The organism is Massilia sp. Root351, assembly GCF_001425045.1.
Classification (GTDB): domain Bacteria; phylum Pseudomonadota; class Gammaproteobacteria; order Burkholderiales; family Burkholderiaceae_D; genus Rugamonas.
In genome coordinates this window covers 428,978-451,472 of record NZ_LMDJ01000031.1, presented here as the reverse complement: position 1 = coordinate 451,472, position 22,495 = coordinate 428,978, and the positions used below count along the sequence as shown (strand labels likewise).

Here is a 22,495-nt window from a genome sequence, read left to right as displayed (position 1 = left end):
AATCTCCTCAGGTTGGTTTTGTTATTTGCCGAGGCTCTCGCGCTCAAGCAGCAGATAGGTGCCGTAGGCGTTGATGCGATTGGCTTCCTTGAACGCAGGATACTGCTCAAAGCGGCTCCAGTCCACTTGCTGGTAAGCCTCGTCGAAGGTCTGCATGTCCGCCACCGCCCTGCCCATTTGCTCGCGCAGATAGAGCAGATAGCTGGTGGTCAGCGCCAGATCGGCCTGCGGCTTGCTGGACGCGGGACCGTGGCCGGGGATCACCACCTTGGGCGCGGCGGGAAAGCGCGCCAGCGCCTGCAGCCAGGCCTTGCTGTCCGCCTCGCCCACGAATGGGATGCGGCCGGTGAAGAACAGGTCGCCCGCGAACAGCACCTGCGCGTCCTCCACATACAGCATCAAGTCCTCCGGCGAATGCGCGCCGCCCACGTCGAGCAGCGTGAAACGCGTGCCGCCCAGTTCGAACTTGAGTTGCTTGTCCGCGCCGAACTCCAGCCAGCGGTCGGCGGCCAGCAGCCGGGTGGCGCCGTCCACCCACGGCGCCAGCGACGCGCGGCGCTCGGCGAGGCGGGTCTGCGTGAACTCGGACATGAGCGTGGCCTTGCCCGCGCCATGCGCCCAGATCTCGGCGCCCTGCAGCTTGAACGCTTGCAGGCCGTAGAAATGATCGGCGTGGTAGTGGCTCACCACCACCCGGCGCACCGGCTGCGCGGTCACGCCCGCAATCGCCTTCAGCATGGCCTCGCCCAACACCGGCGTGGCCAGCGCGTCGAACACCACCACCCCGTCGCGCGTGACAACAAAACCGGCATTCGACATGAAGCCCTTGTTCTGCACGCTCGCCATGCCGGCCTGGCCCTGGAAGTAATAGACCTGGGGCGCCACCTGGATCGGCGTCAGCTTAATCGGCGTCAGCGCAAGCGGCGGCGCGGATGCGGCGGCCTGCGCGCATCCCAGCAACAGCAAGAGCAAGAGCAACCCCTGCATCGCCCTGCCGGATGCGGCGGCATATATGCGCATATGACTATCCTCGCAAGTTAGATGTTTACCATCTTGCCACAAAGGACCAAGCTTAGGTCATGTCCGGCCAGCAACCCTGTAGTATTATCTTCCTGACCACACTCCTGGAGACAACATGAAACTCGGCGCATTCTCTGTCAGCCTGGCCGTAAAGGACATCGCAGCATCGCTGGCCTTCTACGAGAAACTTGGTTTCAAACCCTTCGGCGGCGACCTGGCCAACAAATGGCTCATCCTCAAGAACGGCGAGCACATCATCGGCCTGTTCCAGGGCATGCTCGACAAAAACACCCTCACCTTCAATCCCGGCTGGGACCAGAACGCCCAGCCGCTGGCCGAATTCACCGACATCCGCGAGATCCAGCGCCAGCTCAAATCCGACGGCGTCACCCTGACCGCCGAAGCCGACGAAACCACCACCGGCCCCGCCTACGCCATCCTGCTGGACCCGGACGGCAACCCGGTCTTCCTTGACCAGCACGTATAAGTGGCCGTTGCGGCAGCTTGCGGCCGAAGGTTTCCTGCTTATAGTCATTCTATGGAAACCCCGCTGGAAATTGTGGCTGTCTGGGACGAGGAAGCGCAAGTCTGGATTGCGGACAGCGAAGATGCTCGCATTTTCAGCTTACGGTGAGATGCTATCCTGACAAATCCTATTGGCTTACAAGGACTTCAATGAAACGCATCTTACAATTCCTCGCATGCGCAAGCATGACCCTCAGCCTGACGGCGCAGGCACAAAGCGCGCAAGATGTCGAGCAGGCTAAAGCCGCCGCAGGCAGCTGGCTTGCTCTGGCGGACAGCAACCGGGCCGCCTCAACCTGGACCGAAGCGGCGGAGCCGTTCCAGAAGGCGGTGTCGCAGTCGGATTGGACACAGGCGCTGCAAGCCCTCAGGGCGCCCCTTGGGCCGCTGAAAAGCAGGACAGTGAAATCGGCCACGTTCGCCAAGAACCCGCCAGGAGCGCCGGAGGGCGAATACGTTGTCATCGTCTACGCCAGCACCTTTGCGAACAAGCCGGATGCGGTCGAAACCGTCACGCCAGCACGCGCCAAGGACGGCAACTGGAAAGTCTCCGGCTACTTCCTCCGGTAGCGGGCGCGCCGGCGCCGAGCACTTTATGTCGCGCCGCTCGGCAAGCAATATGCCTAATTCCAGTTCGTGGATCGTGATTGCGGGCAAATACAGGTTGACCACCGGGATGCCGGTTGCCCAGGCAAGCATGTTGGCATCAGCAGTGCCTTTGCCCGCTTTGCGCAGTTCCGAAATGACGTTCGTGTCCAGAATGAACATTTAGGAAAATTCAGCGGGCCGAGCCAAGTCTTGCGCGGCTGGGAATTCGATATCCAACTCCGCCGCTTCCGGCATATACAACAGGTCTGCAATTGTCCGCCCGCCCGAGGTAATGCGTTGAAATTCCGCAATACTCATCAGCACATACGCCGGTTTGCCATGCTTGCAGATGAATACAGGCTCTTCGCTGGCGGGCTTCCTGGCTTGGCCAGCATCGGGATCGAATTCCTTGCTCGTCAATTTTGTCGCGCCCATTTTTTCCTCCACACACTTGAAGTAAGTACACCCTCTCCCGTACTTCAAGCGCGTGGCCACCGTGGATAGACCTGCGGCAAGACTGCTGCGCGCCGGCAGCGGGGGAAGGTTACAGCCGCAAACATCCATTGCACCAGCCGCCTAAACCCCCTCCCCAGCCAAGATTGCCAAAACAACAACGACATGAATCCCGCGAGAAGGTGGTGGGTCGTTTATAATTTCACCTATACATTTCACACAGATTACCTACCCCATGGCTATTACCATCCATACCGCCGAAGACATCGAAGGCATGCGCGTTGCAGGCCGCCTCGGCTCCGAAGTGCTGGATTACATCACTCCTTTCGTCAAACCGGGCGTCACCACCGGCGAACTCGACCGCCTGTGCCACGAATACATGGTCAACGTGCAGGGCACCGTCCCGGCCCCGCTGAACTATTGCCCGCCCGGCTACACGCCCTACCCTAAAGCCATCTGCACCTCCGTCAACGACGTGATCTGCCACGGCATCCCGGGCGACAAGGTGCTGAAAAACGGCGACGTGGTGAACCTGGACATCACCGTCATCAAGGATGGCTACCATGGCGACAACAGCCGCATGTTCTTTATCGGCGAACCATCCATCCTGGCCAAGCGCCTGTCCGACATCACCTACGAATGCATGTGGCTGGGCATTTCCAAGGTCAAGCCGGGCGCGCACCTGGGCGATATCGGCCACGTGATCCAGCAGCACGCTGAAAAAGCCGGCTACAGCGTGGTGCGCGAATTCTGCGGCCACGGCATCGGCAAGGTCTTCCACGAAGAACCGCAAGTGCTGCACTACGGCCGCCCCGGCACGCTGGACGAACTGAAAGCCGGCATGATCTTCACCATCGAGCCGATGATCAACGCCGGCCGCCGCGAAATCCGCGAGATGAACGACGGCTGGACCATCAAGACCAAGGACCGCAGCCTGTCGGCGCAGTGGGAACACACCGTGCTGGTGACCGAAACCGGCTACGAAGTGCTGACCATGTCGGCCGGCACCCCGCCGCCGCCCGCCATCATCGCCGTCCAGGCAGCATCCGCAGCAGGGCCGGCCGCAGCCCCTGCCGCCGCCTGACCTGCGCATGCCAGCTGCCGCCATGAAGAAGGAGCTGCGCGAGCAGCTGAAAAGCCAGCTCAAAGCCGGCCGCCAGACCGTCATCGCCGGTTTCCGCGAGGACGGCATGCCCGAAAAACTGCTGCGCAACCTGCGCCAGGTGGTGGACGGCGTGCTGTGCACCGCGTGGCAGGAAGCGGCGCTGCCGCCCGAAACCGCGCTGGTGGCGGTGGGCGGCTTCGGGCGCGGCGAGCTGTTCCCTTATTCCGACGTCGACCTGCTGATCCTGCTGCACCAGGCGCCGGATGCGGACACCCGCGCCCGCCTGGAAGAGCTGGTGCAGCTGCTGTGGGACCTGGGCCTGGAAATCGGCTCCAGCATCCGCACGGTGGACGAGTGCATGAGCGAGTCGCAGGCCGACATCACGGTGCAGACCAGCCTGCTGGAAGCGCGCCTGGTGTGCGGCAACCAGGCGCTGTTCGACGAGATGCAAACCCGCTACAACGCAGCCATGGACCCGCAAGCCTTCTTCCACGCGAAAATGCTGGAAATGAAGCAGCGCCACGCGAAATATGAAGACACGCCCTTCAGCCTGGAGCCCAACTGCAAGGAAAGCCCCGGCGGGCTGCGCGACCTGCAGGTGATCCTGTGGATGGTCAAGGCGGCCGGCCTGGCCACGTCCTGGCGCACGCTGGCCACCGGCGGCCTGATTACGCAGACCGAAGCGAAGCAGCTGATGGAAAAGGAACGCGCCTTCAAGGACATCCGCGTGCGCCTGCACCTGCACGCCGGCCGCCGCGAAGACCGCCTGGTGTTCGACGTGCAGACCGCCATCGCAGAAACCCTGGGCCTGACCGCGCAAGGCAGCGGCGCCCACATGCGCCGCGCCAGCGAATTCCTGATGCAGCGCTACTACTGGGCGGCCAAGACGGTGACCCAGCTGAACACCATCCTGCTGCAAAACATCGAAGCGCAGCTGTTCCCGCAGCCTTGCGAACAGACGCCGATCAACGCCCGCTTCAACGAAGTAAACGGCTTCATCGACATCGCGGCCGACGATACTTTCGTGCAAACCCCGTCGGCCATGCTGGAAGTGTTCGTGCTGATGACCGAGCGCCCCGCCCTGAAAGGCATGACGGCCCGCACCACGCGCGCGCTGTGGCACGAACGCTTCAAGATCGACGCGGCCTTCCGCCACGATCCAGTGAACCGCGCCTACTTCCTGCGCATCCTGCAGGCGCCGGTGGGCATGCTGCACGCGCTGCGCCGCATGAACGAACTGTCGCTGCTGGGCCGCTACCTGCCCAACTTCCGCAAGATCGTCGGCCAGATGCAGCATGACCTGTTCCACGTCTACACGGTGGACCAGCACATCCTGATGGTGGTGCGTAACATGCGCCGCTTCACGATGACCGAGCACGCGCACGAATACCCGTTCTGCAGCCAGCTGATGGCCAACTTCCCCAACCACTGGCTGCTGTACGTGGCGGCGCTGTTCCACGACATCGCCAAGGGCCGGGGCGGCGACCACTCCAAGCTGGGGGTGGCCGACGCGGCGCAGTTCTGCCAGGACCACGGCATGAACCAGACCGACACCGAACTGGTGACCTTCCTGGTCGAGCAGCACCTGACCATGTCGCAAGTGGCGCAGAAGCAGGACCTGTCGGACCCGGACGTGATCGAGGCCTTCGCCAAGCTGGTCAAAGACGAGCGCCACCTGACCGCGCTGTACCTGCTGACGGTGTCCGACATCCGCGGCACCAGCCCGAAGGTGTGGAACGCGTGGAAGGCCAAGCTGCTGGAGGACCTGTACCGCATCACCTTGCGCGTGCTGGGTGGCGAGCCCCATTCGGCCGACCGCGAACTGAAGAACCGCCAGCAGGAAGCGCTGGCCACGCTGCGCCTGTACGGCCTGCCGCCGGACGCGCACGAGCCGCTGTGGAAGCAGCTCGACATGGCCTACTTCCTGCGCCACGACGCCTCCGACATCGCCTGGCAAACCCGCGCGCTGTACGACCGCCTGGACAGCACCAAGCCGGTGGTGAAGTGCCGGCTGGCGCCGATCGGCGAGGGCCTGCAGGTGGCGGTCTACGTGCAGGACCAGCCAGACCTGTTCGCGCGCATCTGCAGCTATTTCGACCGCAAGAATTTCAGCATCCTGGACGCCAAGATCCACACCACGCGCCACGGCTACGCGCTCGACACCTTCCTGGTGACGGAGCAGAACTTCGCCAAGAGCTACCGCGACATCATCAGCCTGATCGAGCACGAACTGTGCGAACTGCTGCAGTCGCAGGCCGAACTGCCCTCGCCGACCAAGGGCCGCCTGTCGCGCCTGTCGCGCACCTTCCCGATCCAGCCGACCGTCGATTTGCGGCCGGACGAACGGGGCCAGTACTATCTGCTGTCGGTGGCGGCCAACGACCGCACCGGCTTGCTGTACTCGATCGCCAACGTGCTGACCAAATACCGCATCAACCTGCACACGGCCAAGGTGATGACCCTGGGCGAGCGGGTCGAGGACGTGTTCCTCGTCGACGGCGCCGCGCTCAACAACGCACGCAACCAGCTCCAGCTGGAAACCGACCTGCTGGAAGCATTAAAGGTTTAACCCCACGGCGGGTTACGCTGCGCTAACCCGCCCTACGGCAATGTGGAACACGTAGGGCGGGTTGGCCGTAGCCCTCACCCGCCAATAACGAACGAAGAAAATGTCTGAAGAACTCTTACGCCTGTCCAAACGCATGTCCGAACTGGGCCTGTGCTCCCGCCGCGAAGCCGATGAATGGATCGCGCGTGGCTGGGTGCGCGTGGACGGCCAGGTGGTGTCCGAACTGGGCACCAAGATCTACCCGAGCCAGCGCGTCACCGTCGAGCGCCAGGCGGCCGCCGAGCAGTCCAAGCGCGTCACCATCCTGATCAACAAGCCGGTCGGCTTCGTCAGCGGCCAGGCCGAAGACGGCTACACGCCCGCCATCGCCCTCATCAAGCCGGAAAACCGCTGGGCCGAGTGCGACGCGCCCGAGCAGTTCCACCCCACCCAGCTGCGCAGCCTGGTGCCCGCCGGCCGCCTGGACATCGACTCGGTCGGTCTGCTGGTGCTGACGCAGGACGGCCGCGTCGCCAAGACCCTGATCGGCGAGACCACAAACGTCGACAAGGAATACCTGGTGCGGGTACAGTACACCAAGGAAGGCAAGCTGCCGGACTCGGACCTGAAAAAACTGAACCACGGCCTGTGGATGGACGGCAAGCCGCTGCTGCCGGCCAAGGTGCGCTGGCAGAACGACGACCAGCTCAGCTTCACCTTGCGCGAAGGTAAAAAGCGCCAGATCCGCCGCATGTGCGAGATGGTGGGGCTGCGGGTGGTCGGCCTGAAGCGCGTGCGCATCGGCAAGGTCAAGCTGGGCAACTTGCCGGAAGGCCAGTGGCGCTATCTGAAGGCGGGCGAGCAGTTTTAACCACAGATATTGGAAGCCATCCTCTTTTCCTTGCTGTTTGGCAAGCCAAAGTCCTGATATGCTTGTAAACTACCCGGACCGGCCGGAAACCGCCCATTATCAAAGAGACACGCAGCTGTGAACGATCCTATCCCTAACGAATTCCGCAAAGGTCCGCCCCGGCTGCAAGATGCCGTCGAACCCATAGCGGCGGGTTCCAAACCGCACGAGATGACGGATGTGGATGATATCGGCGATTCGCTGGCGATCCTGGCGGAGAACGGCGACGCCGTTTCCGTCTATCCTGCGAGCAGCACCAACGTGGTCATGGCGCGCATCCAGTCGGTGTCGGACGATCAGCCGCGCTTCGTGCTGGAACTGAACGAGGGGGAAAAGCTGCCCCCGGGCGAAGCCACCTTCGTGGCCTGGCTGCGCAGCGCCAAGCTGCAGTTCACGCTGAGCGATCCGGCCTGGAACGCGCTGCCGGAACAGCCGCACCTGATCCCGCTGGAATTCCCGGAACGCTGCCAGGTGCTGAACCGGCGCGCCACGGCGCGGCTGGAGACGCCGCTGGGGGTGTACTTCACGGCGTCGTTCGTGCTGAACGGCAAACCGTATGAATTGCAGCTGTACGACTTTTCGCAGGGCGGCGTCGGCATGCGCTGCGCCCCGCGCGACTCGCAGGGCCTGCACGTGGGCCGCAAGCTGCAGCGCGTGCGGCTGGAACTGGGACCGGACGCGGTAATCATCGCCGACCTGGAAATCCGCCTGTCGCGCACCTACCGCTCCTTCCTGCTCGGCGAGCAGGTGCAGATCGGCTGCCAGTTCTTGAACATGTCCGAGGCCATGAAGGACGACCTGGCCAAGCTGATCGACAAGATGAATTCGCGCCACAAGCGCTAAGCTGCGCCAGCCCGCGCCCGCTCATTTCGCCAGCGGCAGCGTCACCTCCACCAGCAAGCCGCCCTCTTCGCCATCCAGCAACGCGACCTGCCCGCCATGCCGGGCGGCGGCCGCCTGCGCGATCGCCAATCCGAGGCCGCTGCCGCCCTGCGACTGCGCAGGGTCGCGGAAGAAGCGGTCGAACACCCGCTGCCGGAGCGCCGGCGCGATGCCCGGCCCCTGGTCCTCCACGGCCAGCAGCGCCAGCGGCGCCGGCCCGCCTACGCCACGGGGCACGCCCGCGCGGCGCAGCGCCACCCGCACCACGCCGCCTTCCGGCCCGTATTTGATGGCGTTCTCCACCAGGTTGTCCACCAGCGAAATGAGGCTCTCGCGCTGGCCTTGCACCGCCACGTCCGGCTCGGCCGCCAGTTCCAGCTCCACGCCGCGCGCGGCAGCCAGGCCGGACAGCACGGCCAGCCTGTCCTGCAGCAGCTCGTCCAGCGCCACGCGCTCGGTTTCATCGCCGGCGGTGGCGTCGCTGCGCATCAAGGTCAGCAGCTGGCTCACCAGCCTGGTGGCGCGCTTCACGCTGCTGACGATACCGCTCAGCAAGGTACGGTCGCGGCCCTCGCCGGCCTGGCCCAGCAAGGCTTCCACGTTCACCCGCATGGCAGCCAGCGGCGTGCGCAGCTCATGCGCCGCGTCCGCAATGAAGCTGCGTTCGCGCGACTGGCTCTCCGCCACGCTCTGCATCAGCGTGTTGATGCTGTCCACCATGTCCGACAGTTCCTGGTGGCGGTCGCTGTAGCCCAGCGCGGCCAGGTTGTGCGGACCGCGCGTGGCCACTTCGCGCGCCACGTTGCTCCATGGCCGCAGTGCCAGGCGAATCGACAGCCAGGCGGGCAGCACCAGCAACGGCAGGCTCAGCACCAGCGGCAGCAGATAGAAGCCGCGCGAATTGAGCGTAACGAACACGAACCAGCCGCCGGCTGGCGTCATCACCGTTACCAGGCTGCCGGTATCGGGAGCGCGCATGGTGCGCGCGCGCCAGCGGCGCTCGCCCGTGCCCATCACCACCACCTTGCCCGGCACGTCCACATGCCGCGCCCCTTCGGGCGCCTTGGGAGAACGGAATATCTCGCGGCCGTCCTGGCTCACCAGCATGCTGACGGCGAGGATCGGGTCGCCCATGCCGTAGCCGGCGGTGGCGGCGGCATCCAGCAGCGCCAGCGTCTGATGCCGGCGCTCGGGCTGGCCGGCCAGGTTGTCGGCCACGGCCAGCGCGGTCTTGTACAGGTTTTCCTCGTGCAGGGCCGCCTGGTCGTTGCCCGTTTCATAGGTGATATAGCCGGTAAACATGGTCCACAACAGCGTCAGCAGCAGCAACTGCGCCAGCAGCAGCCGGCGCACCAGGCTGGGCTGGGATATGCGGCGCCACAGGCCGCGCAGCAGGCCGCTCAAGCGGGCCCCATGCCGGCCGGCGCCTTGCCGTCGATCACGTAGCCGACGCCGCGCACCGTGCGCACATAGCCCTCGCCTATCTTGCGGCGCAGGTTGGCCATGTGGACGTCCAGCGAATTGCTGGCGTTGGCCTGCGAGCCGGGCAAGGCCTGCTCTTCCAGCATGCGGCGCGTGACCACGCGGTCGGCGCGCATCATCAGCATCTTCAGCAACTCGTACTCGCTGGCGGTCAGGTCAACCGGTTTGCCGCCGGCGCTAACGCGGCGCGTGGGGGCGTGCAGCTCCAGGCCGCGCAGCTCCAGCGTTTCGCCGTCGAAACCATAGCTGCGCCGCGCCAGCGCGCGCACCCTGGACAACAGCTCGGCCAGTTCGAAGGGCTTGACCAGGTAGTCGTCGGCGCCGGAGTCCAGGCCGCGCAGGCGGTCGCCGAGCGCGTCGCGGGCGCTCAGTATCAGCACCGGCAGGTCGCGCCGTTCGCGCCGCAAGCGGGTCAGCAAGGTGATGCCGTCGCCGTCCGGCAGTCCCAGGTCCAGCAGCACCAGGTCGCAGCCGCCACTCTCCAGTTGGCGCGCCGCGTCGTCCAGGCGGCGCGTCCACACCACGTCCATGCCCTGGTCGGCCAGTGCGATGCGCACGCCGTTGCCCAGGTCCAGGTCATCTTCAATCAGCAGTATTTTCATGTCCCATATTAGAGCACGGCTAGCTGAAGATCAGCTAAAGCCTTGTCTTCATGGAATCTTCATGAACGGCTCAGGTTTGCTTCATGCCAAGTCATCACACTGCAGGCCTTCCCAACTCATTCCCAAAAATTGGAGAACTTATGAAGAGCTGCAATATGAAACTGATCCCCGCCCTGTTCATCCTGATCGCCGGCGCCGCCACCGCTGCCGACGAAGCCGTTACCACCATCGGGGCCGGCGTGGCCCTGGCGCCGCGCTATTCCGGCTCGGACGAAAACATGGTGGTGCCGGTGGTGGCGCTGGACTACTCGATGGCCAACGGTTTCTACGCCAGCACGCTGCGCGGCCTGGGCTACGGCGGCGCCGCCGGCCCGTTCAGCTATAGCGCCGCGCTGGGCTACCGCGCACCGCGCAAGGAAGACGGCAAGCTGCCCTTCGGCGGCAAGGCCAGCAAGTACCTGCGCGGCATGGGCGACGTGAAAGGCAGCGCAACGGCCAACCTGAGCCTGGGCTATGCCATTTTCGACGGACTGGACGTTAACGTGCATACGGCGCAGGCGCTGAGCGCGCGCGAAACGGGCAGCACCTATGGCGCCGGCCTGAGCGGCAAACTGTTCAAGGACGATGCCAATACCGTCACGCTGAGCCTGGGTTTCGAAGTGGCCGACAAGAAGTATGCGCAAGCCTACTACGGCGTGACGGCCAAGCAGGCGCTCAAATCCGGCTACAAGGTATACCAGCCCAAGGCCGGCCTCTACCAGGCGGACGTGACCATGAGCTGGCAGCACAAGCTGGACGGCCACTGGGGCGTGACCGGCATGCTGGGCGCCAGCAGCCTGCTGCGCGACGCGGCCAACAGCCCGCTGGCGCGCCGCACCACCGCGCCAACGGCAGCGGTGTACGCCAGCTACACGTTCTGAGCCTGCTTAGCGCAGCGCCGCCAATTGCTGCCGATGGCTTGCGTCGTTCTGCAGCAAGGCGGCGCGCGCGGCGCGCAGCGTTATCGCGTCACGTTCCAGCTGGCGTACGGGCGCCGCGCGCGGCTGGAGCGCATATGCGGGCTGCGCCCGACCCGGAACAGGTAACTCTTCGGCAGCCAGTACAATGCGCGTGATGGCGGGCGCCGCCGGCCGTACTGCGGCAGCAGGCGCGGGTGCGGCCAGCGGGACCGTATCGGCCAGGGCCGGCGGCGTCTGCTGGTCCTGCTGGCCCGCCGCGCAGGCAGGAGCGATGCTTGCCATGAATAGCGCGCTGCTCAGCAAAGCGCGGCACTTGCTTGAAATGGATGGGTTCATGGTGGCCTCCTGATTGAATGCCTCCATGATTACCTTCCATCCGGTCGGCCTCTGTGCGTCGGCGCACGGACCGGCCCGCGACGGGCCGCAGTCCTACAGCGCGGCCCGATATGGCAGCCGCCGGATGCTCCGTGCGGCGATCCGCCATCCCGCACATCCGCGATGCCCCTCTATTTCTTGCAGTCGCAGATATCCTGTCCCTTATCGAACACAATGCGCCACTTGCCCGGCGCTTCCTGGCGCCAGACCGAGTTGAAGCGGGCGATGAGCTTGCCCTTCGGATCGTACACCGGGCCGGACGAGTGGGCCAGGGTGCCGGAATCGGTCACATCGACCCGGTCCGGCTCCCACGAGAACGGCGCTTCCTTGCCGTCGTAAAACTTCCTCCAGAAAGCAGTCACCTGCTCCTTGCCGCGCAAGGGCGTGGGGCCGGAGTAGAACACCGTTTCGTCGGACAGGAAGCTGGTGAAGGCGGCCAGGTCGCGCGCCTTCATGGTGGCCGCGAAGGCGCGCTCCGTGTCGGCCACTTGCTGGGTCAGCTCGGCATTCGACGGCGCCGCGCCCGCAGTGGAGCAAACCAGTGCGAGCGCGGCGACGAAGGCATAGTTGGGAAGGCTCATCGATAATCCTCAGGGAGTCGGCGAGCCTTCGATACTACGCCGGTTTAATGGCCTTCGGAAGCGTTGAACATCGATTTGGCGTAGATCAGTCCCAGGCCATAGCCGCCGCCGTGGGCGATGGAAGTGGCCACCGTTTCATCGTAGGTCTCGCTGCGCGCCCAGTCGCGCTGCAGTTCCAGCAGATATTGCAGCGAGGTGATGGGCTTGGCGCCGGCCTGTATCATGCGCTGCATGGCGCGCTCGTGCGCTTCGTCGGTGACGTCGCCGGAGGCATCGGCAATCACGTACACTTCAAAGCCCTGGTCCAGCGCGGACAGTGCCGGGCCAACGATGCATACCGAGGTCCACAAGCCGGCCAGCACGATGCGGCCGCGGCCGATTTCGTTGACACGGTCGGCAATGCGCTGGTCTTCCCAGGTGTTCATGCTGGTGCGGTCGATCGGCTGCTGCTCGGGGAATACCGACTGGATCTCGTCGAAGATCGGGCCCGAGAAGCTTGTCGCCGCCACCGTGGTCAGGATGGTGGGCACCTTGAACTCGCGCGCCGCCTTGGCCACCAGCGCGGCATTATTGCGCAGCACGGTAATGTCGATGGACTTGGTGGCGAACGACATCTGGGACTGGTGATCGATCATGATCAGCGTGTGGTCGTTGGCGTTCAGCAGTTCTTTACCTGGTTGGGCTTTTGCGAATGGCATGGTAGTTCTCCTGTGGTGTATACATCGATTTTTTCGAAGGCCTGCAGTGTTACTGTTTGTTTGCAGCGCCGATGAAATGAAGTATGAACCTGCCGCATCGAAAAGAAAAACGGAAAAATTGCCTGTCTATTATCGAATTTTTCGAACTTGCCTTTCATCCGAAAGCGGAGTATAAATAATCCAGAAACGGAGGATTTATGCAAGCCGCCTACGCCTACCCAAGAAGCCGCTTTGAACCGGTGATCCCGGTCGACCTGAATGCCCGCGAAGAGCGCGAACGCCTGTCGAAATCGGCGTTGACCGCGTTTTTCCGCCTGGTGGAAGCCTGGTCCGTGCGCGAGAGCGACGCCCGCGAATTGCTGGGCGGCCTGTCCAGCAGCAGCTACTACGACTGGAAGAAGAACCCGGACCGGGTGCTGGAAGTGGACCGCATCACGCGCATTTCCTACCTGGTGGGCATCTACAAGTCGCTGCACATCCTGTACGGCGACCAGCTGGCGGACCGCTGGGTTACGCTGCCCAACAAGAACATCATCTTCGGCGGCCGCACGCCGCTGGCCTATATGCTGGGCGGCGGCCTGCTGGCCATGCAAACGGTGCGCAAGCTGGTCGACGCGCGGCGCGGCGGGCTCTGATGGCGGCAGCGACCCTCCCTCCCCTGACCCTGCTGCGGCAATTCGACACCTGCCGCCTGATCCAGTCCCGCTTTGCCGACGTGGAAGATTCCGTGCTGGCCCCGCTGGCCGGCAGCGAAGACGAACTGCACGACCTGTTCGACCTGGACAACGCCACCAACGCGCGCCTGATCGCCGAACACGGCGGCGCGCCCGGCATCGGCATCGACGAACTGGTGTTCCGGGTGCCGAACTACCGCATCATCAACGCCGCCTTTACCTACGCGCGTCCGGAAGGCAGCCGCTTCAACGACGGCGAGCGCGGCGCCTGGTACTGCGCCTTCGACATCGACACTGCGCTGGCCGAGATCGCCTTCCACAAGACGGTGGAATACGCCGAGATCGACTACTTCCACGACAGCGTGAGCTACCAGTGCATGCTGGCCGACTTCACCGCCCAGTTCCACGACCTGCGCCGCACCGAAGAGCACGCAGACTGCCTGGACCCGGCCAGCTACGTGCAGTCGCAGCGGCTGGCCGAGCGGCTGCTGGAGGAAGGCTCGACCGGCGTGATCTTCCCCAGCGTGCGGCGCGCCGGCGGCGTCAACCTGGCCTGCTTCCGGCCCGCGCTGGTGGGCAATGTTCGCAAAGGCGCGGCCTATCGGTTAACATGGGAGGGAGCGCCGGAACCGCGCATCTCCCTACTATGAGCTTCACTATGCAAACCAAACCTGAACAAGACATCGAACTGCACGCCAAGATCAACCGGGAAACGGCGCGCCTGCCATGGGGCGAGCTGGCCAAGCACTTCGCCTCCGGCACCGTGGTGTGGATCGCCGACGAGCTGGACCTGGTCGACGTGGCCGTGCGCATCTCGCATGACGACAAGGCCAGCATCACGCAATGGATGGCCGCCGGCCAGATCGCCAAGGTATCGGACGAACAGGCACAGCGCTGGAACGACAGCAACGCCAGCCTATGGGCCAGCGTGGTCAGCCCCTTCATCCTGGTGCAGCAGGAAAAGCGCAAGACCCACTGACCACGAAGGCGGACTGCCCTAGCGGCAGTCCAGCGGGCCGAAATGTTCGGCCAGCGTGCGGCCCAATCCCTTCTCGACCGAATCCTCGACCTGGCGCGCCAGGCTGGCCGCTTCGCGCGCGGCCTGGCGGTCGCGGTCGTCCTCCTCATCATCCGGCATGCCGCTGTTGACGGCCACGCCGCCGAACACGAAGACGCGGTACACATCGGCCAGCGTGAGCTTCTCGGCATTGGCCAGCAGCACCCAGTTGTCCGCGCCCTCGCTGACCCGCTTGCCCCACTGCACCCGCGGCGGCGCCTCGGCCTTCACCTTGCCCACCCAGCCCTGCGTCTGCATGCGTTCCAGCAGCGCGTCCATCTCGTCGTAGCCCATGCGGGTCGCCTGCCGGATCGCCGCCGAGTTGACCAGCGCCGTGTCGCCGCAATGGCCGGCCACGTGCAGCACCTTCAGGATCGCCATCGCGTCCACGAACTCTCCGCCCGGCACCGCCTCGTGCCACCAACGTTCGTACTTCACCACCGGCAGCGCCGCGGTAAACAGCGCGCCCACCAGCGTGATCAGCCAGGACAGGTAGATCCACAGCAGGAACAGCGGCAGCGCCGCCAGCGCGCCATAGATCCGCGAATAGGTCGGGAACTGCGTGATGAAGACCGCGAAACCGCGCTTGGCCAGCTCGAAGAACAGCGCCGCCAGCAGGCCGCCCCACAGCGCATCGCGCCAGTCCACCTGGCGGTTCGGCACCACCACGTACATCAGCGTAAAGCCGGCCGTGGTGGCGGCGATGGACAGCGTGGTGTAGAGCAGCGCGCCCAGCACCGGCACATTGCCCACCAGGTCGCTGGTGGTGGTGTAGACGTGGGTCGACAGGCTGAGCGACACCCCCACCAGCACCGGCCCCAGCGTCAGGATGGCCCAGTACACCAGGATGCGGCGGGCCCAGCTGCGCTCGGCCTTCACGCGCCAGATGCGGTTGAACACCCGTTCGATCATGCCCATCATGGCCACCGACGTCAGCACCAGCGCCACCGCGCCCACCGCCGACAGGCGCGTCGCCTTGGCCGCGAACATGGTGAGGTTGTTCAGGATGGGCGTGGCGATCTGCTTGGGCATCACGCTCTGCGCGAAATACACTTCCAGCGCCTTGCGCAAGGCGGCGAACATGGGGAAGGTGGTGAAGATGGCCAGCGCGATGGTCAGCAGCGGCACCAGCGCGAACACCGTGGTGAAGGTGAGGCTGCCGGCCACCTGCGGCAGGCTCTCTTCCTTCAGGCGGCGGCGCGCGAACAGGAACATGTCGCGGATCTCGTGCCACGACAAGGCCCGCAGCACGGCCACGCCGACGTTACAGGTGCGGAATATGTACTGCAAAAACGGATAGATATACTTGGAAAACATTGAACCCCGGATCGAAAGCACTGCTAAAGCACTGTTGTTGCGGGAGCGCGGCATGCCTGCCGGACTCCAAAGCGCCCTATAATACCAAGATGACCACACCAGATCTGATAATTCTCGTCTTATACTATTCGCGCCACGGCGCAACCCGCAAACTGGCTGAGCTCATCGCGCAGGGCATCGATTCGGTGCCGGGCTGCGAGGCGCGGCTGCGGACCGTGCCGGCGGTGTCCACCGTGGCCGAGGCCAGCGCGCCCGCCGTGCCGTCCGAGGGCGCACCCTACGTGGAGCTGGACGACCTGCGTGACTGTGCGGCGCTGGCCCTGGGTTCGCCGACCCGCTTCGGCAATATGGCCGCCGCCATGAAGTACTTCTGGGACGGCACCTCGGCCGAGTGGCTGTCCGGCACGCTGGCCGGCAAGCCGGCCTGCGTGTTTACCTCCACCGGCAGCCTGCACGGCGGCCAGGAGTCCACGCTGCTGACCATGATGATCCCGCTGCTGCACCACGGCATGATGGTGATGGGCCTGCCCTACACCAACGCCGAGCTGATGACCACCGCCAGCGGCGGCACGCCCTACGGCGCCAGCCACTGGTCCGGCCTTGACGGCAACAAGCCATTGACCGAAGATGAAAGGCGCCTGGCCACGGCGCAGGGCCGCCGCCTGGCGGAGGTTGCAAGCACACTGCGCGCCGGCACGCTGCGGGGAGCATGATGGAAACCAAGTCGCAAAAATTCTTCCACCGGGGCGCCATCGCCAGCATGGTGCTGCTTATCCTGTGGTGCATCGCCTGGGAAGTTTGGCTGGCGCCGCTCAAGCCGGGCGGCTCGTGGATGGCGCTGAAAGCGGCGCCGCTGCTGTTCCCGCTGGCCGGCATCATCAAGCGCGACGTCTACACGCTGCAATGGACCTCGATGGTGATCCTGCTGTACTTCACCGAAGGCGTGGTGCGCGGCTGGAGCGATACCGGTTCCCTGTCGGCCTGGCTGGGCTGGGGCGAAGCGCTGATCGTGACCGTCTATTTCATCTGCGCCATCATGTATGTGCGGCCCTACAAAAAGGCCGCCAAACAACTGACCAAGGACCTGCTGGACAAGGTCAACAGGGTGAACTCAGCCAAATGAGCCCGCCCTCCACCGCCATGCGGAACGCCTTCCTGGCGCATTGCCGCACACTGCTGGGCGCCGGCCACGTGCTGGCCGGCGCGGCCGACATGGCGCCCTTCCTCACCGACTGGCGCGGCCGCCACACCGGCATGGCCCTGGCTGTGCTGCGGCCCGGCAGCGTGCAGCAGGTGGCCGAGGTGGTGCGCGCCTGCGCGCGCTGGGGCATCCCCGTGGTGCCGCAGGGCGGCAACACCGGCCTGGTGCTGGGCGGCGTACCGGACCGCAGCGGCGAGGCGGTGCTGCTGTCGCTGGCCCGCCTGAACACCATCCGCGAAACCGACGCGCTGAACCGTACCATGACGGTGGACGCCGGCTGCATCCTGCAGCAAGTGCAGGACGCGGCGGCGGCGCACGACTGCCTGTTCCCGCTGTCGCTGGCGGCCGAGGGCAGCTGCACCATAGGCGGCAACCTGTCGAGCAACGCCGGCGGCACCGCCGTGCTCCGCTACGGCAACGCGCGCGAGCTGTGCCTGGGCCTGGAAGTGGTGACGCCGCAGGGCGAAATCTGGAACGGCCTGCGCGGCCTGCGCAAGGACAACACCGGCTACGACCTGCGCGACCTGTACATCGGCGCCGAAGGCACGCTAGGCATCATCACCGGCGCCGTGCTGAAACTTTATCCGCAGCCGAAGGCCTGCATCACCGCGCTGGCCGCGCTGGACTCCCCCGCTGCCGCGCTGCGCCTGCTGGCGCTGATGCAGGACTACTGCGGCGCCAGCCTGACCGGTTTCGAACTGATGTCGTCGTTCTGCCTGCAGCTGGTGGCAACGCAGTTCCCGCAGCTGCCGCGCCCCTTCAGCGGCCAGCACGCCCAGTACGTGCTGCTGGAACTGTCGAGCAGCGAATCGGCAGAGCACGCGGTGGGCCTGCTCGAGCGCGCCATCGACGCGGCCCTGGAGAACGGCACCATCGAGGACGCCGTGGTGGCCACGTCCGTGGCCCAGTCGCGCGGGCTGTGGCAGCTGCGCGAGCACATTCCGCTGGCGCAGGCCAAGGCCGGCAAGAACATCAAGCACGACATCTCGCTGCCCGTGTCCAGCATCCCGGACTTCATCGGCCGCACGGCGCCGCTGCTGCAGCAGGCCTTCCCGGGTTGCCAGCTGGTGTGCTTCGGCCACCTCGGCGACGGCAACCTGCATTTCAACGTCGCGCCGCCGGACGGCATTCCCAATGAAGCTTTCCTGGCCAACCAGGATGCCGTGAACCGCGTGGTGCATGACAGCGTGGCAGGCTTCGGCGGTTCGATTTCGGCTGAACACGGCATCGGCGCGCTGAAGCGGGATGAACTGGCGCGCTACAAGTCGCCGCTGGAGCTGAACTTGATGCGCGCGATCAAATCGGCATTGGACCCGCAGGGCATAATGAACCCCGGGAAGATCCTATGAAATCACGCGCCCTCGCCACCCTGCTCATGCTATGCGCCGCCGCAGCGCCCCATGCGGGCGCGCAGGCGGTCCACAAATGCACGCAGGACGGCAAGATCACCTACACCGGGCAACCTTGCGCAGGCGGCACGGTGATCGCGGTGCCGGACGCGCCCGCGCCCAGCAAGTCGGCCGCGGCCGAGCTGAAAAGCGCGAAAAAGCAGGCCGACGCGCTGGAAAAAGAGCGCCGCAAGCGCGATGCCGCCGACGAGCGCGAAGACGCCGCGGCCAGCCGCGCCGCCGCAGCGCGCCACCAGAAATGCGACAAGCTCCGGCTCGACAGGAAGTGGGCCGACGAGGACCTGCGCCGCGCCCAGCCGCAGCACGAGGAGCGCGCCCGCATCAAGGCCCAGCGCGCCGCCGATAAACTCAAGCTGTCGTGCGCCAGTTGAGCGCTGCGCCGCCCGCCGCACTGCCGGCCTCGCTGCGCAAGCTGTCGCGCTGGCTGCTGCTGGGCGAATGGCGCGCGCATCCGGTGCGCGCCATCACGGCGATCGCCGCGATTGCCATCGGCGTCTCGCTCGGCTTCGCCATCCACCTGATCAATGCGGCCGCGTTCAACGAGTTTTCCTCCGCCATCAAGAGCTTGTCCGGACAAGCCGACGTGCAGGTCACCGGCGCCGAGGCCACCTTCGACGAGCAAGTCTATCCGCGCCTGGCCGAGCGCCCCGGGGTGGCGGTCGCCTCGCCCGTCCTGGACGTGCAAGCCTCGCTGCCGGGCCAGCGCTCGGCCCTGCAAATCATCGGCCTGGATCCGTTCCGCGCCGGCTACGTCACGCCCGACTTGCTCGGCACGCCGGACCCGGAGCACCTGGCCGATACCCTGGCCGACGACGCCATCTTCCTGTCCCCGGCCGCGCAGGCCTGGCTCAAGCCGCAGGGCGGCGTGCTGGCGCTGCAATCGGGAACGCAAGCGGTGACCTTGCGCGTGGCCGGGCCGCTGCAGCGCGTGCGCGCCGGGCAGCGCCTGGGCGTGATGGACATCGGCGCGCTCCAATGGCGCCTGAACCGGGTCGGCCAGCTGTCGCGCGTGGACCTCAAGCTGCGCGGCGGCGTGGACCGCGAAGCGTTCAAGGCGCAGCTGGCGCGCGACCTGGAGCGGGAACATCCGGGCCGCTTCCATGTCGGCAGCCCGAACGACGAAGACCAGAATAGCCGCAACAACAATATGAGCCGGGCCTACCGCGTCAACCTGAGCGTGCTCGCGCTGGTGGCGCTGTTTACCGGCGCCTTCCTGGTCTTTTCCACCCAGGCCCTGTCGGTGATGCGGCGCCGCAGCCAGTTCGCGCTGCTGCGCGTGCTGGGCATGGAGCGCGGCCGCCTGCTGCGCCAGATCCTGCTGGAAGGCCGCGCGCTGGGCGTGGCCGGTTCGCTGCTCGGCATCGCGGCCGGCTATGGCCTGGCGGCCGCCGCCCTGCGCCTGTTCGGCGGCGACCTGGGCGCGGGCTACTTCGCCGGCGTGCAGCCGCAGGTTCAGTTCACGCCGGTGGCGGCGCTGGTGTATTTCGCGCTGGGTGCGGGCGTGGCCATGCTGGGCTGTGTGGCGCCCGCCATGGAGGCGGCGCGCGCCACCCCGGCGGTGGCGCTCAAGTCGGGCAGCGAGGAGACCGCCATGGCGCGCCTTGCGCTTGCCTGGCCTGGACTGGCATGCCTGGCGGTGGCGGCGGCCATGTCGCAAATGCCGCCGCTGTGGGAGCTGCCCATTTTCGGCTACCTCTCAATTGCGCTGATGCTGGTGGGCGCCATCGCGCTGATGCCGCGCCTGGCGTCCACGGTATTCCGCCTCCTGCACGCGCGCTGGAGCGCGGCTGCGGCGGACCGGCCGGACAGTTCGCCGGTGCTGGCCCTGGCGCTGGCGCGGCTGGCCAACGCCTCCGGCCAGGCCGGCATCGCGCTGGGCGGCGTGCTGTCCAGCTTCAGCCTGATGGTGGCCATGGCCATCATGGTGTCCAGCTTCCGCGTCTCGCTCGACGACTGGCTGCTGCAAATCCTGCCGGCCGACTTGTACGCCAGCACCGCCAGCGGCGGCGCCACGGCGGGCCTGAATCCGCGCGAGCAGGAGCAGGTGCGCGCCCTGCCCGGCGTGGCCAAGGTCGATTTCCTGCGTGCGCGCGGCGTGAGCCTGGCGCCCGAGCGCCCGCCGGTGCTGCTCATGGCGCGCAATATCGAGCCGGCCAACGCCGACAAGCTGCTGGCCATGACCGGCCCCACGCTGCCGGTGCCCGAGGGGCGGCGGCCGGTGTGGGTGTCCGAGCCGATGGCCGACCTGTACGGGGTGGCCGCAGGCAGCATCCTGAAACTGCCGCTGCAAGGCCGGCAGCATGAATTTTTCGTGGCCGGCGTCTGGCGCGACTACGCCCGCGCCTCCGGCTCGGTGCAGATGCGGCTGGCCGACTACCGCGCCATCACGGGCGACATGGACATCAACAGCACGGCCATCTGGCTGGCCAAAGGCGGCGATGGGGACGACAACATGAAAAAGGTCAAGGCGGCGCTGAAGGCGCTGCCGTTCGGGGCCGGGCTGGAACTGAGCGCGCTGTCCGAGTTGCGCGCCATGAGCCTGACGATCTTCGACCGCAGCTTCGCCGTTACTTATCTGCTGGAGGCTATAGCGATTATTATCGGCCTGTTCGGCGTGGCCGCCACTTTCTCGGCCCAGACCCTGGCGCGTTCGAAGGAATTCGGCATGCTGCGCCACATCGGCGTAACGCGGCGCCAGATCCTGGCCATCCTGGCGCTGGAGGGCGGCGCGCTGACGGGACTGGGCATCGCCACCGGCGCGGTGCTGGGCTGGATCATCAGCCTGGTGCTGGTATTCGTCATCAATCCGCAGTCCTTCCACTGGACCATGCAGATGCACTTCCCGTGGCCGCTGCTGGCCAGCGTGGCCTCCGCGCTGCTGGCCGCCGCCGCGCTGACGGCGCTGCTGGCCGGCCGCCAGGCCTTGTCGGGCGCGCCGATCCGCGCGGTGCGGGAGGATTGGTGATGTTGCCGCCCCTCCTGCGCCTGCTGGCGGCCCTGCTTTGCGCCATGGCGCCGCTGGCGGCGGCGCTGGCGGCCCCGCGCCTCTTCCCGGCCGTCACGCCCCTTCCCGCCGGCGCCACATTGGCCTTCCCCCAGGACTATGGGGCCCACCCGGACTACAAGACCGAGTGGTGGTACGCCACCGGCTGGCTCAAGACGCCCGAGGGCAAAGATCTCGGCTACCAGGTCACTTTCTTCCGCCGCGCCACGGGCATCGACAGCGCCAACCCCAGCAAATTCGCACCGCAGCAGCTCATCATCGGGCATGCCGCGCTGTCCGATCCGGCGCTGGGCAAGCTGCTGCACGACCAGCGCAGCGCCCGCGCAGGCTTCGGCCTGGCCTACGCCAAGTCCGGCGACACCGACGTGAAACTGGACGACTGGCGCATGGCGCGCCGCCCGGACGGCAGCTACCAGGTCACCCTGGCGGCCGCCAGCTTCACCCTCAACCTGACCCTGGCGCCCACCCAGCCGGTGCTGCTGCAGGGTGAACGCGGCTACTCGCGCAAGGGCACGGACCCCCAGCAGGCCAGCTACTACTACAGCGAACCGCACCTGAAAACCAGCGGCACCATTACCCGCAACGGCGGCAAGCCGCAGGCCGTCACCGGCACCACCTGGCTGGATCACGAATGGTCGCAGCAGGTGCTGGGCGACGACGCGGCGGGCTGGGACTGGGTCAGCGCCAACCTCGACGACGGCGGCGCGCTGATGGCTTTCCAGATCCGCGGCAAAACAGGTGCTAAACTATGGGCGCACGCGACATGGCGCGATGCATCCGGTAAGATCACGCATTACGCGCCGGACCAGGTCAGTTTTACCCCGCAACGGCGGTGGCGTTCGCCCCGCACCAATGCCGAGTATCCCGTCGCCACCCAGCTCGCCACAGGCAACACGCTGTGGCGGATTGCGCCCCTGCAGGAAGACCAGGAGCTCGATTCGCGCCGCAGCACGGGCGCGGTGTACTGGGAAGGTGCGGTGACGCTCAGCCGCGATGGCGCACGCGCCGGGCGCGGCTACCTGGAACTGACCGGCTATGCCAGTCCCATGAAACTATGAATTCGCTTACCCATAACAACGCAGAACAACGCAACAACAACGGCAAC

25 protein-coding genes are annotated in these 22,495 nt (G+C 65.9%); 17 read left to right on the top strand and 8 right to left on the bottom strand.

Features of this window, described 5'->3' with window-relative positions; genetic code table 11:
• Positions 1–21: 21 nt before the first annotated feature.
• Positions 22–972: an MBL fold metallo-hydrolase gene (locus tag ASD15_RS22065; RefSeq protein ID WP_229418297.1), complete on the bottom strand. Its 951-nt coding sequence runs from the start codon at positions 970–972 to the stop codon at positions 22–24.
• Between the two features lie 163 nt (positions 973–1,135).
• Between ASD15_RS22065 and ASD15_RS22060 the strand changes: the two genes are divergently transcribed.
• The 3 genes from ASD15_RS22060 to ASD15_RS22055 are packed head-to-tail and all read left to right on the top strand — an operon-like array spanning position 1,136 to position 2,115.
• The gene (locus tag ASD15_RS22060) at positions 1,136–1,507 is read left to right on the top strand and encodes a VOC family protein (RefSeq protein ID WP_057157142.1); all 372 of its coding nucleotides are present in this window, start codon (positions 1,136–1,138) and stop codon (positions 1,505–1,507) included.
• Between the two features lie 51 nt (positions 1,508–1,558).
• Positions 1,559–1,654, top strand: a complete 96-nt coding sequence (locus ASD15_RS33885) for a DUF1902 domain-containing protein (RefSeq protein WP_157201071.1) — start codon at positions 1,559–1,561, stop codon at positions 1,652–1,654.
• A gap of 41 nt (positions 1,655–1,695) precedes the next feature.
• On the top strand, positions 1,696–2,115 hold the full coding sequence (locus ASD15_RS22055; RefSeq protein ID WP_082552042.1) for a DUF4019 domain-containing protein: 420 nt from the start codon (positions 1,696–1,698) through the stop codon (positions 2,113–2,115).
• A gap of 198 nt (positions 2,116–2,313) precedes the next feature.
• On the opposite strand, the gene ASD15_RS22050 is transcribed toward ASD15_RS22055, so the two are convergent.
• A complete protein-coding gene (locus ASD15_RS22050; protein WP_057157140.1) occupies positions 2,314–2,568 on the bottom strand; it encodes a type II toxin-antitoxin system prevent-host-death family antitoxin in 255 nt (84 codons plus the stop codon).
• A gap of 253 nt (positions 2,569–2,821) precedes the next feature.
• Here ASD15_RS22050 and map point away from each other — a divergent pair, with 253 nt between their 5' ends.
• The 4 genes from map to ASD15_RS22030 all read left to right on the top strand — a co-directional run bounded on the left by map (position 2,822) and on the right by ASD15_RS22030 (position 7,992).
• On the top strand, positions 2,822–3,670 hold the full coding sequence (gene map, locus ASD15_RS22045) for a type I methionyl aminopeptidase (protein ID WP_057157139.1): 849 nt from the start codon (positions 2,822–2,824) through the stop codon (positions 3,668–3,670).
• A gap of 7 nt (positions 3,671–3,677) precedes the next feature.
• The gene (locus tag ASD15_RS22040) at positions 3,678–6,260 is read left to right on the top strand and encodes a [protein-PII] uridylyltransferase (RefSeq protein ID WP_057157138.1); all 2,583 of its coding nucleotides are present in this window, start codon (positions 3,678–3,680) and stop codon (positions 6,258–6,260) included.
• 100 nt (positions 6,261–6,360) lie between these two features.
• Complete coding sequence (locus ASD15_RS22035) at positions 6,361–7,110, top strand: pseudouridine synthase (RefSeq protein ID WP_200954047.1); 750 nt, start codon at positions 6,361–6,363, stop codon at positions 7,108–7,110.
• A gap of 210 nt (positions 7,111–7,320) precedes the next feature.
• Complete coding sequence (locus ASD15_RS22030; RefSeq protein WP_057157136.1) at positions 7,321–7,992, top strand: flagellar brake protein; 672 nt, start codon at positions 7,321–7,323, stop codon at positions 7,990–7,992.
• 21 nt (positions 7,993–8,013) lie between these two features.
• Here the strand turns inward: ASD15_RS22030 and ASD15_RS22025 are convergent, their stop codons facing one another.
• Positions 8,014–9,435: a HAMP domain-containing sensor histidine kinase gene (locus tag ASD15_RS22025; protein ID WP_229418296.1), complete on the bottom strand. Its 1,422-nt coding sequence runs from the start codon at positions 9,433–9,435 to the stop codon at positions 8,014–8,016.
• Complete coding sequence (locus ASD15_RS22020) at positions 9,432–10,115, bottom strand: response regulator (RefSeq protein ID WP_057157135.1); 684 nt, start codon at positions 10,113–10,115, stop codon at positions 9,432–9,434. Before ASD15_RS22020 ends, ASD15_RS22025 begins: the two co-directional genes overlap by 4 nt.
• 155 nt (positions 10,116–10,270) lie before the next feature.
• Here ASD15_RS22020 and ASD15_RS22015 point away from each other — a divergent pair, with 155 nt between their 5' ends.
• Complete coding sequence (locus ASD15_RS22015; RefSeq protein ID WP_162249935.1) at positions 10,271–11,035, top strand: MipA/OmpV family protein; 765 nt, start codon at positions 10,271–10,273, stop codon at positions 11,033–11,035.
• Between the two features lie 6 nt (positions 11,036–11,041).
• Here the strand turns inward: ASD15_RS22015 and ASD15_RS22010 are convergent, their stop codons facing one another.
• The 3 genes from ASD15_RS22010 to ASD15_RS22000 all read right to left on the bottom strand — a co-directional run bounded on the left by ASD15_RS22010 (position 11,042) and on the right by ASD15_RS22000 (position 12,728).
• Entirely contained in the window at positions 11,042–11,410 is a 369-nt protein-coding gene (locus tag ASD15_RS22010; protein ID WP_157201070.1) for a hypothetical protein, read from the bottom strand.
• A gap of 170 nt (positions 11,411–11,580) precedes the next feature.
• Positions 11,581–12,030 carry a nuclear transport factor 2 family protein gene (locus ASD15_RS22005; protein WP_057157132.1) on the bottom strand — a complete coding sequence of 150 codons (450 nt, stop codon included), beginning with the start codon at positions 12,028–12,030 and terminating at the stop codon, positions 11,581–11,583.
• Between the two features lie 44 nt (positions 12,031–12,074).
• Positions 12,075–12,728 carry a hydrolase gene (locus ASD15_RS22000; RefSeq protein WP_057157131.1) on the bottom strand — a complete coding sequence of 218 codons (654 nt, stop codon included), beginning with the start codon at positions 12,726–12,728 and terminating at the stop codon, positions 12,075–12,077.
• Positions 12,729–12,925: 197 nt separating this feature from the next.
• Here ASD15_RS22000 and ASD15_RS21995 point away from each other — a divergent pair, with 197 nt between their 5' ends.
• The 3 genes from ASD15_RS21995 to ASD15_RS21985 are packed head-to-tail and all read left to right on the top strand — an operon-like array spanning position 12,926 to position 14,381.
• Entirely contained in the window at positions 12,926–13,363 is a 438-nt protein-coding gene (locus ASD15_RS21995) for an antitoxin Xre/MbcA/ParS toxin-binding domain-containing protein (protein ID WP_056390938.1), read from the top strand.
• Positions 13,363–14,052: an RES family NAD+ phosphorylase gene (locus tag ASD15_RS21990; protein ID WP_057157130.1), complete on the top strand. Its 690-nt coding sequence runs from the start codon at positions 13,363–13,365 to the stop codon at positions 14,050–14,052. The genes ASD15_RS21995 and ASD15_RS21990 overlap by 1 nt, the downstream gene beginning before the upstream one ends.
• An 8-nt stretch (positions 14,053–14,060) precedes the next feature.
• Positions 14,061–14,381: a DUF2288 domain-containing protein gene (locus tag ASD15_RS21985; RefSeq protein WP_057157129.1), complete on the top strand. Its 321-nt coding sequence runs from the start codon at positions 14,061–14,063 to the stop codon at positions 14,379–14,381.
• Between the two features lie 18 nt (positions 14,382–14,399).
• On the opposite strand, the gene ASD15_RS21980 is transcribed toward ASD15_RS21985, so the two are convergent.
• Positions 14,400–15,776: a YihY family inner membrane protein gene (locus ASD15_RS21980; protein WP_057157128.1), complete on the bottom strand. Its 1,377-nt coding sequence runs from the start codon at positions 15,774–15,776 to the stop codon at positions 14,400–14,402.
• 89 nt (positions 15,777–15,865) lie between these two features.
• Between ASD15_RS21980 and wrbA the strand changes: the two genes are divergently transcribed.
• The 6 genes from wrbA to ASD15_RS21950 are packed head-to-tail and all read left to right on the top strand — an operon-like array spanning position 15,866 to position 22,448.
• A complete protein-coding gene (wrbA, locus tag ASD15_RS21975; RefSeq protein ID WP_057157127.1) occupies positions 15,866–16,489 on the top strand; it encodes an NAD(P)H:quinone oxidoreductase in 624 nt (207 codons plus the stop codon).
• Positions 16,489–16,899 (top strand): DUF2069 domain-containing protein, encoded by a 411-nt coding sequence (locus tag ASD15_RS21970; protein WP_057157350.1) that lies wholly within the window; start codon positions 16,489–16,491, stop codon positions 16,897–16,899. Before wrbA ends, ASD15_RS21970 begins: the two co-directional genes overlap by 1 nt.
• Positions 16,896–18,326 (top strand): FAD-binding oxidoreductase, encoded by a 1,431-nt coding sequence (locus ASD15_RS21965; RefSeq protein WP_057157126.1) that lies wholly within the window; start codon positions 16,896–16,898, stop codon positions 18,324–18,326. The genes ASD15_RS21970 and ASD15_RS21965 overlap by 4 nt, the downstream gene beginning before the upstream one ends.
• Positions 18,323–18,757: a DUF4124 domain-containing protein gene (locus ASD15_RS21960; RefSeq protein ID WP_157201069.1), complete on the top strand. Its 435-nt coding sequence runs from the start codon at positions 18,323–18,325 to the stop codon at positions 18,755–18,757. The genes ASD15_RS21965 and ASD15_RS21960 overlap by 4 nt, the downstream gene beginning before the upstream one ends.
• Positions 18,745–21,351, top strand: a complete 2,607-nt coding sequence (locus ASD15_RS21955; protein ID WP_229418295.1) for an FtsX-like permease family protein — start codon at positions 18,745–18,747, stop codon at positions 21,349–21,351. Before ASD15_RS21960 ends, ASD15_RS21955 begins: the two co-directional genes overlap by 13 nt.
• Positions 21,351–22,448: a lipocalin-like domain-containing protein gene (locus ASD15_RS21950; RefSeq protein ID WP_057157124.1), complete on the top strand. Its 1,098-nt coding sequence runs from the start codon at positions 21,351–21,353 to the stop codon at positions 22,446–22,448. The genes ASD15_RS21955 and ASD15_RS21950 overlap by 1 nt, the downstream gene beginning before the upstream one ends.
• Positions 22,449–22,495: the final 47 nt, after the last annotated feature.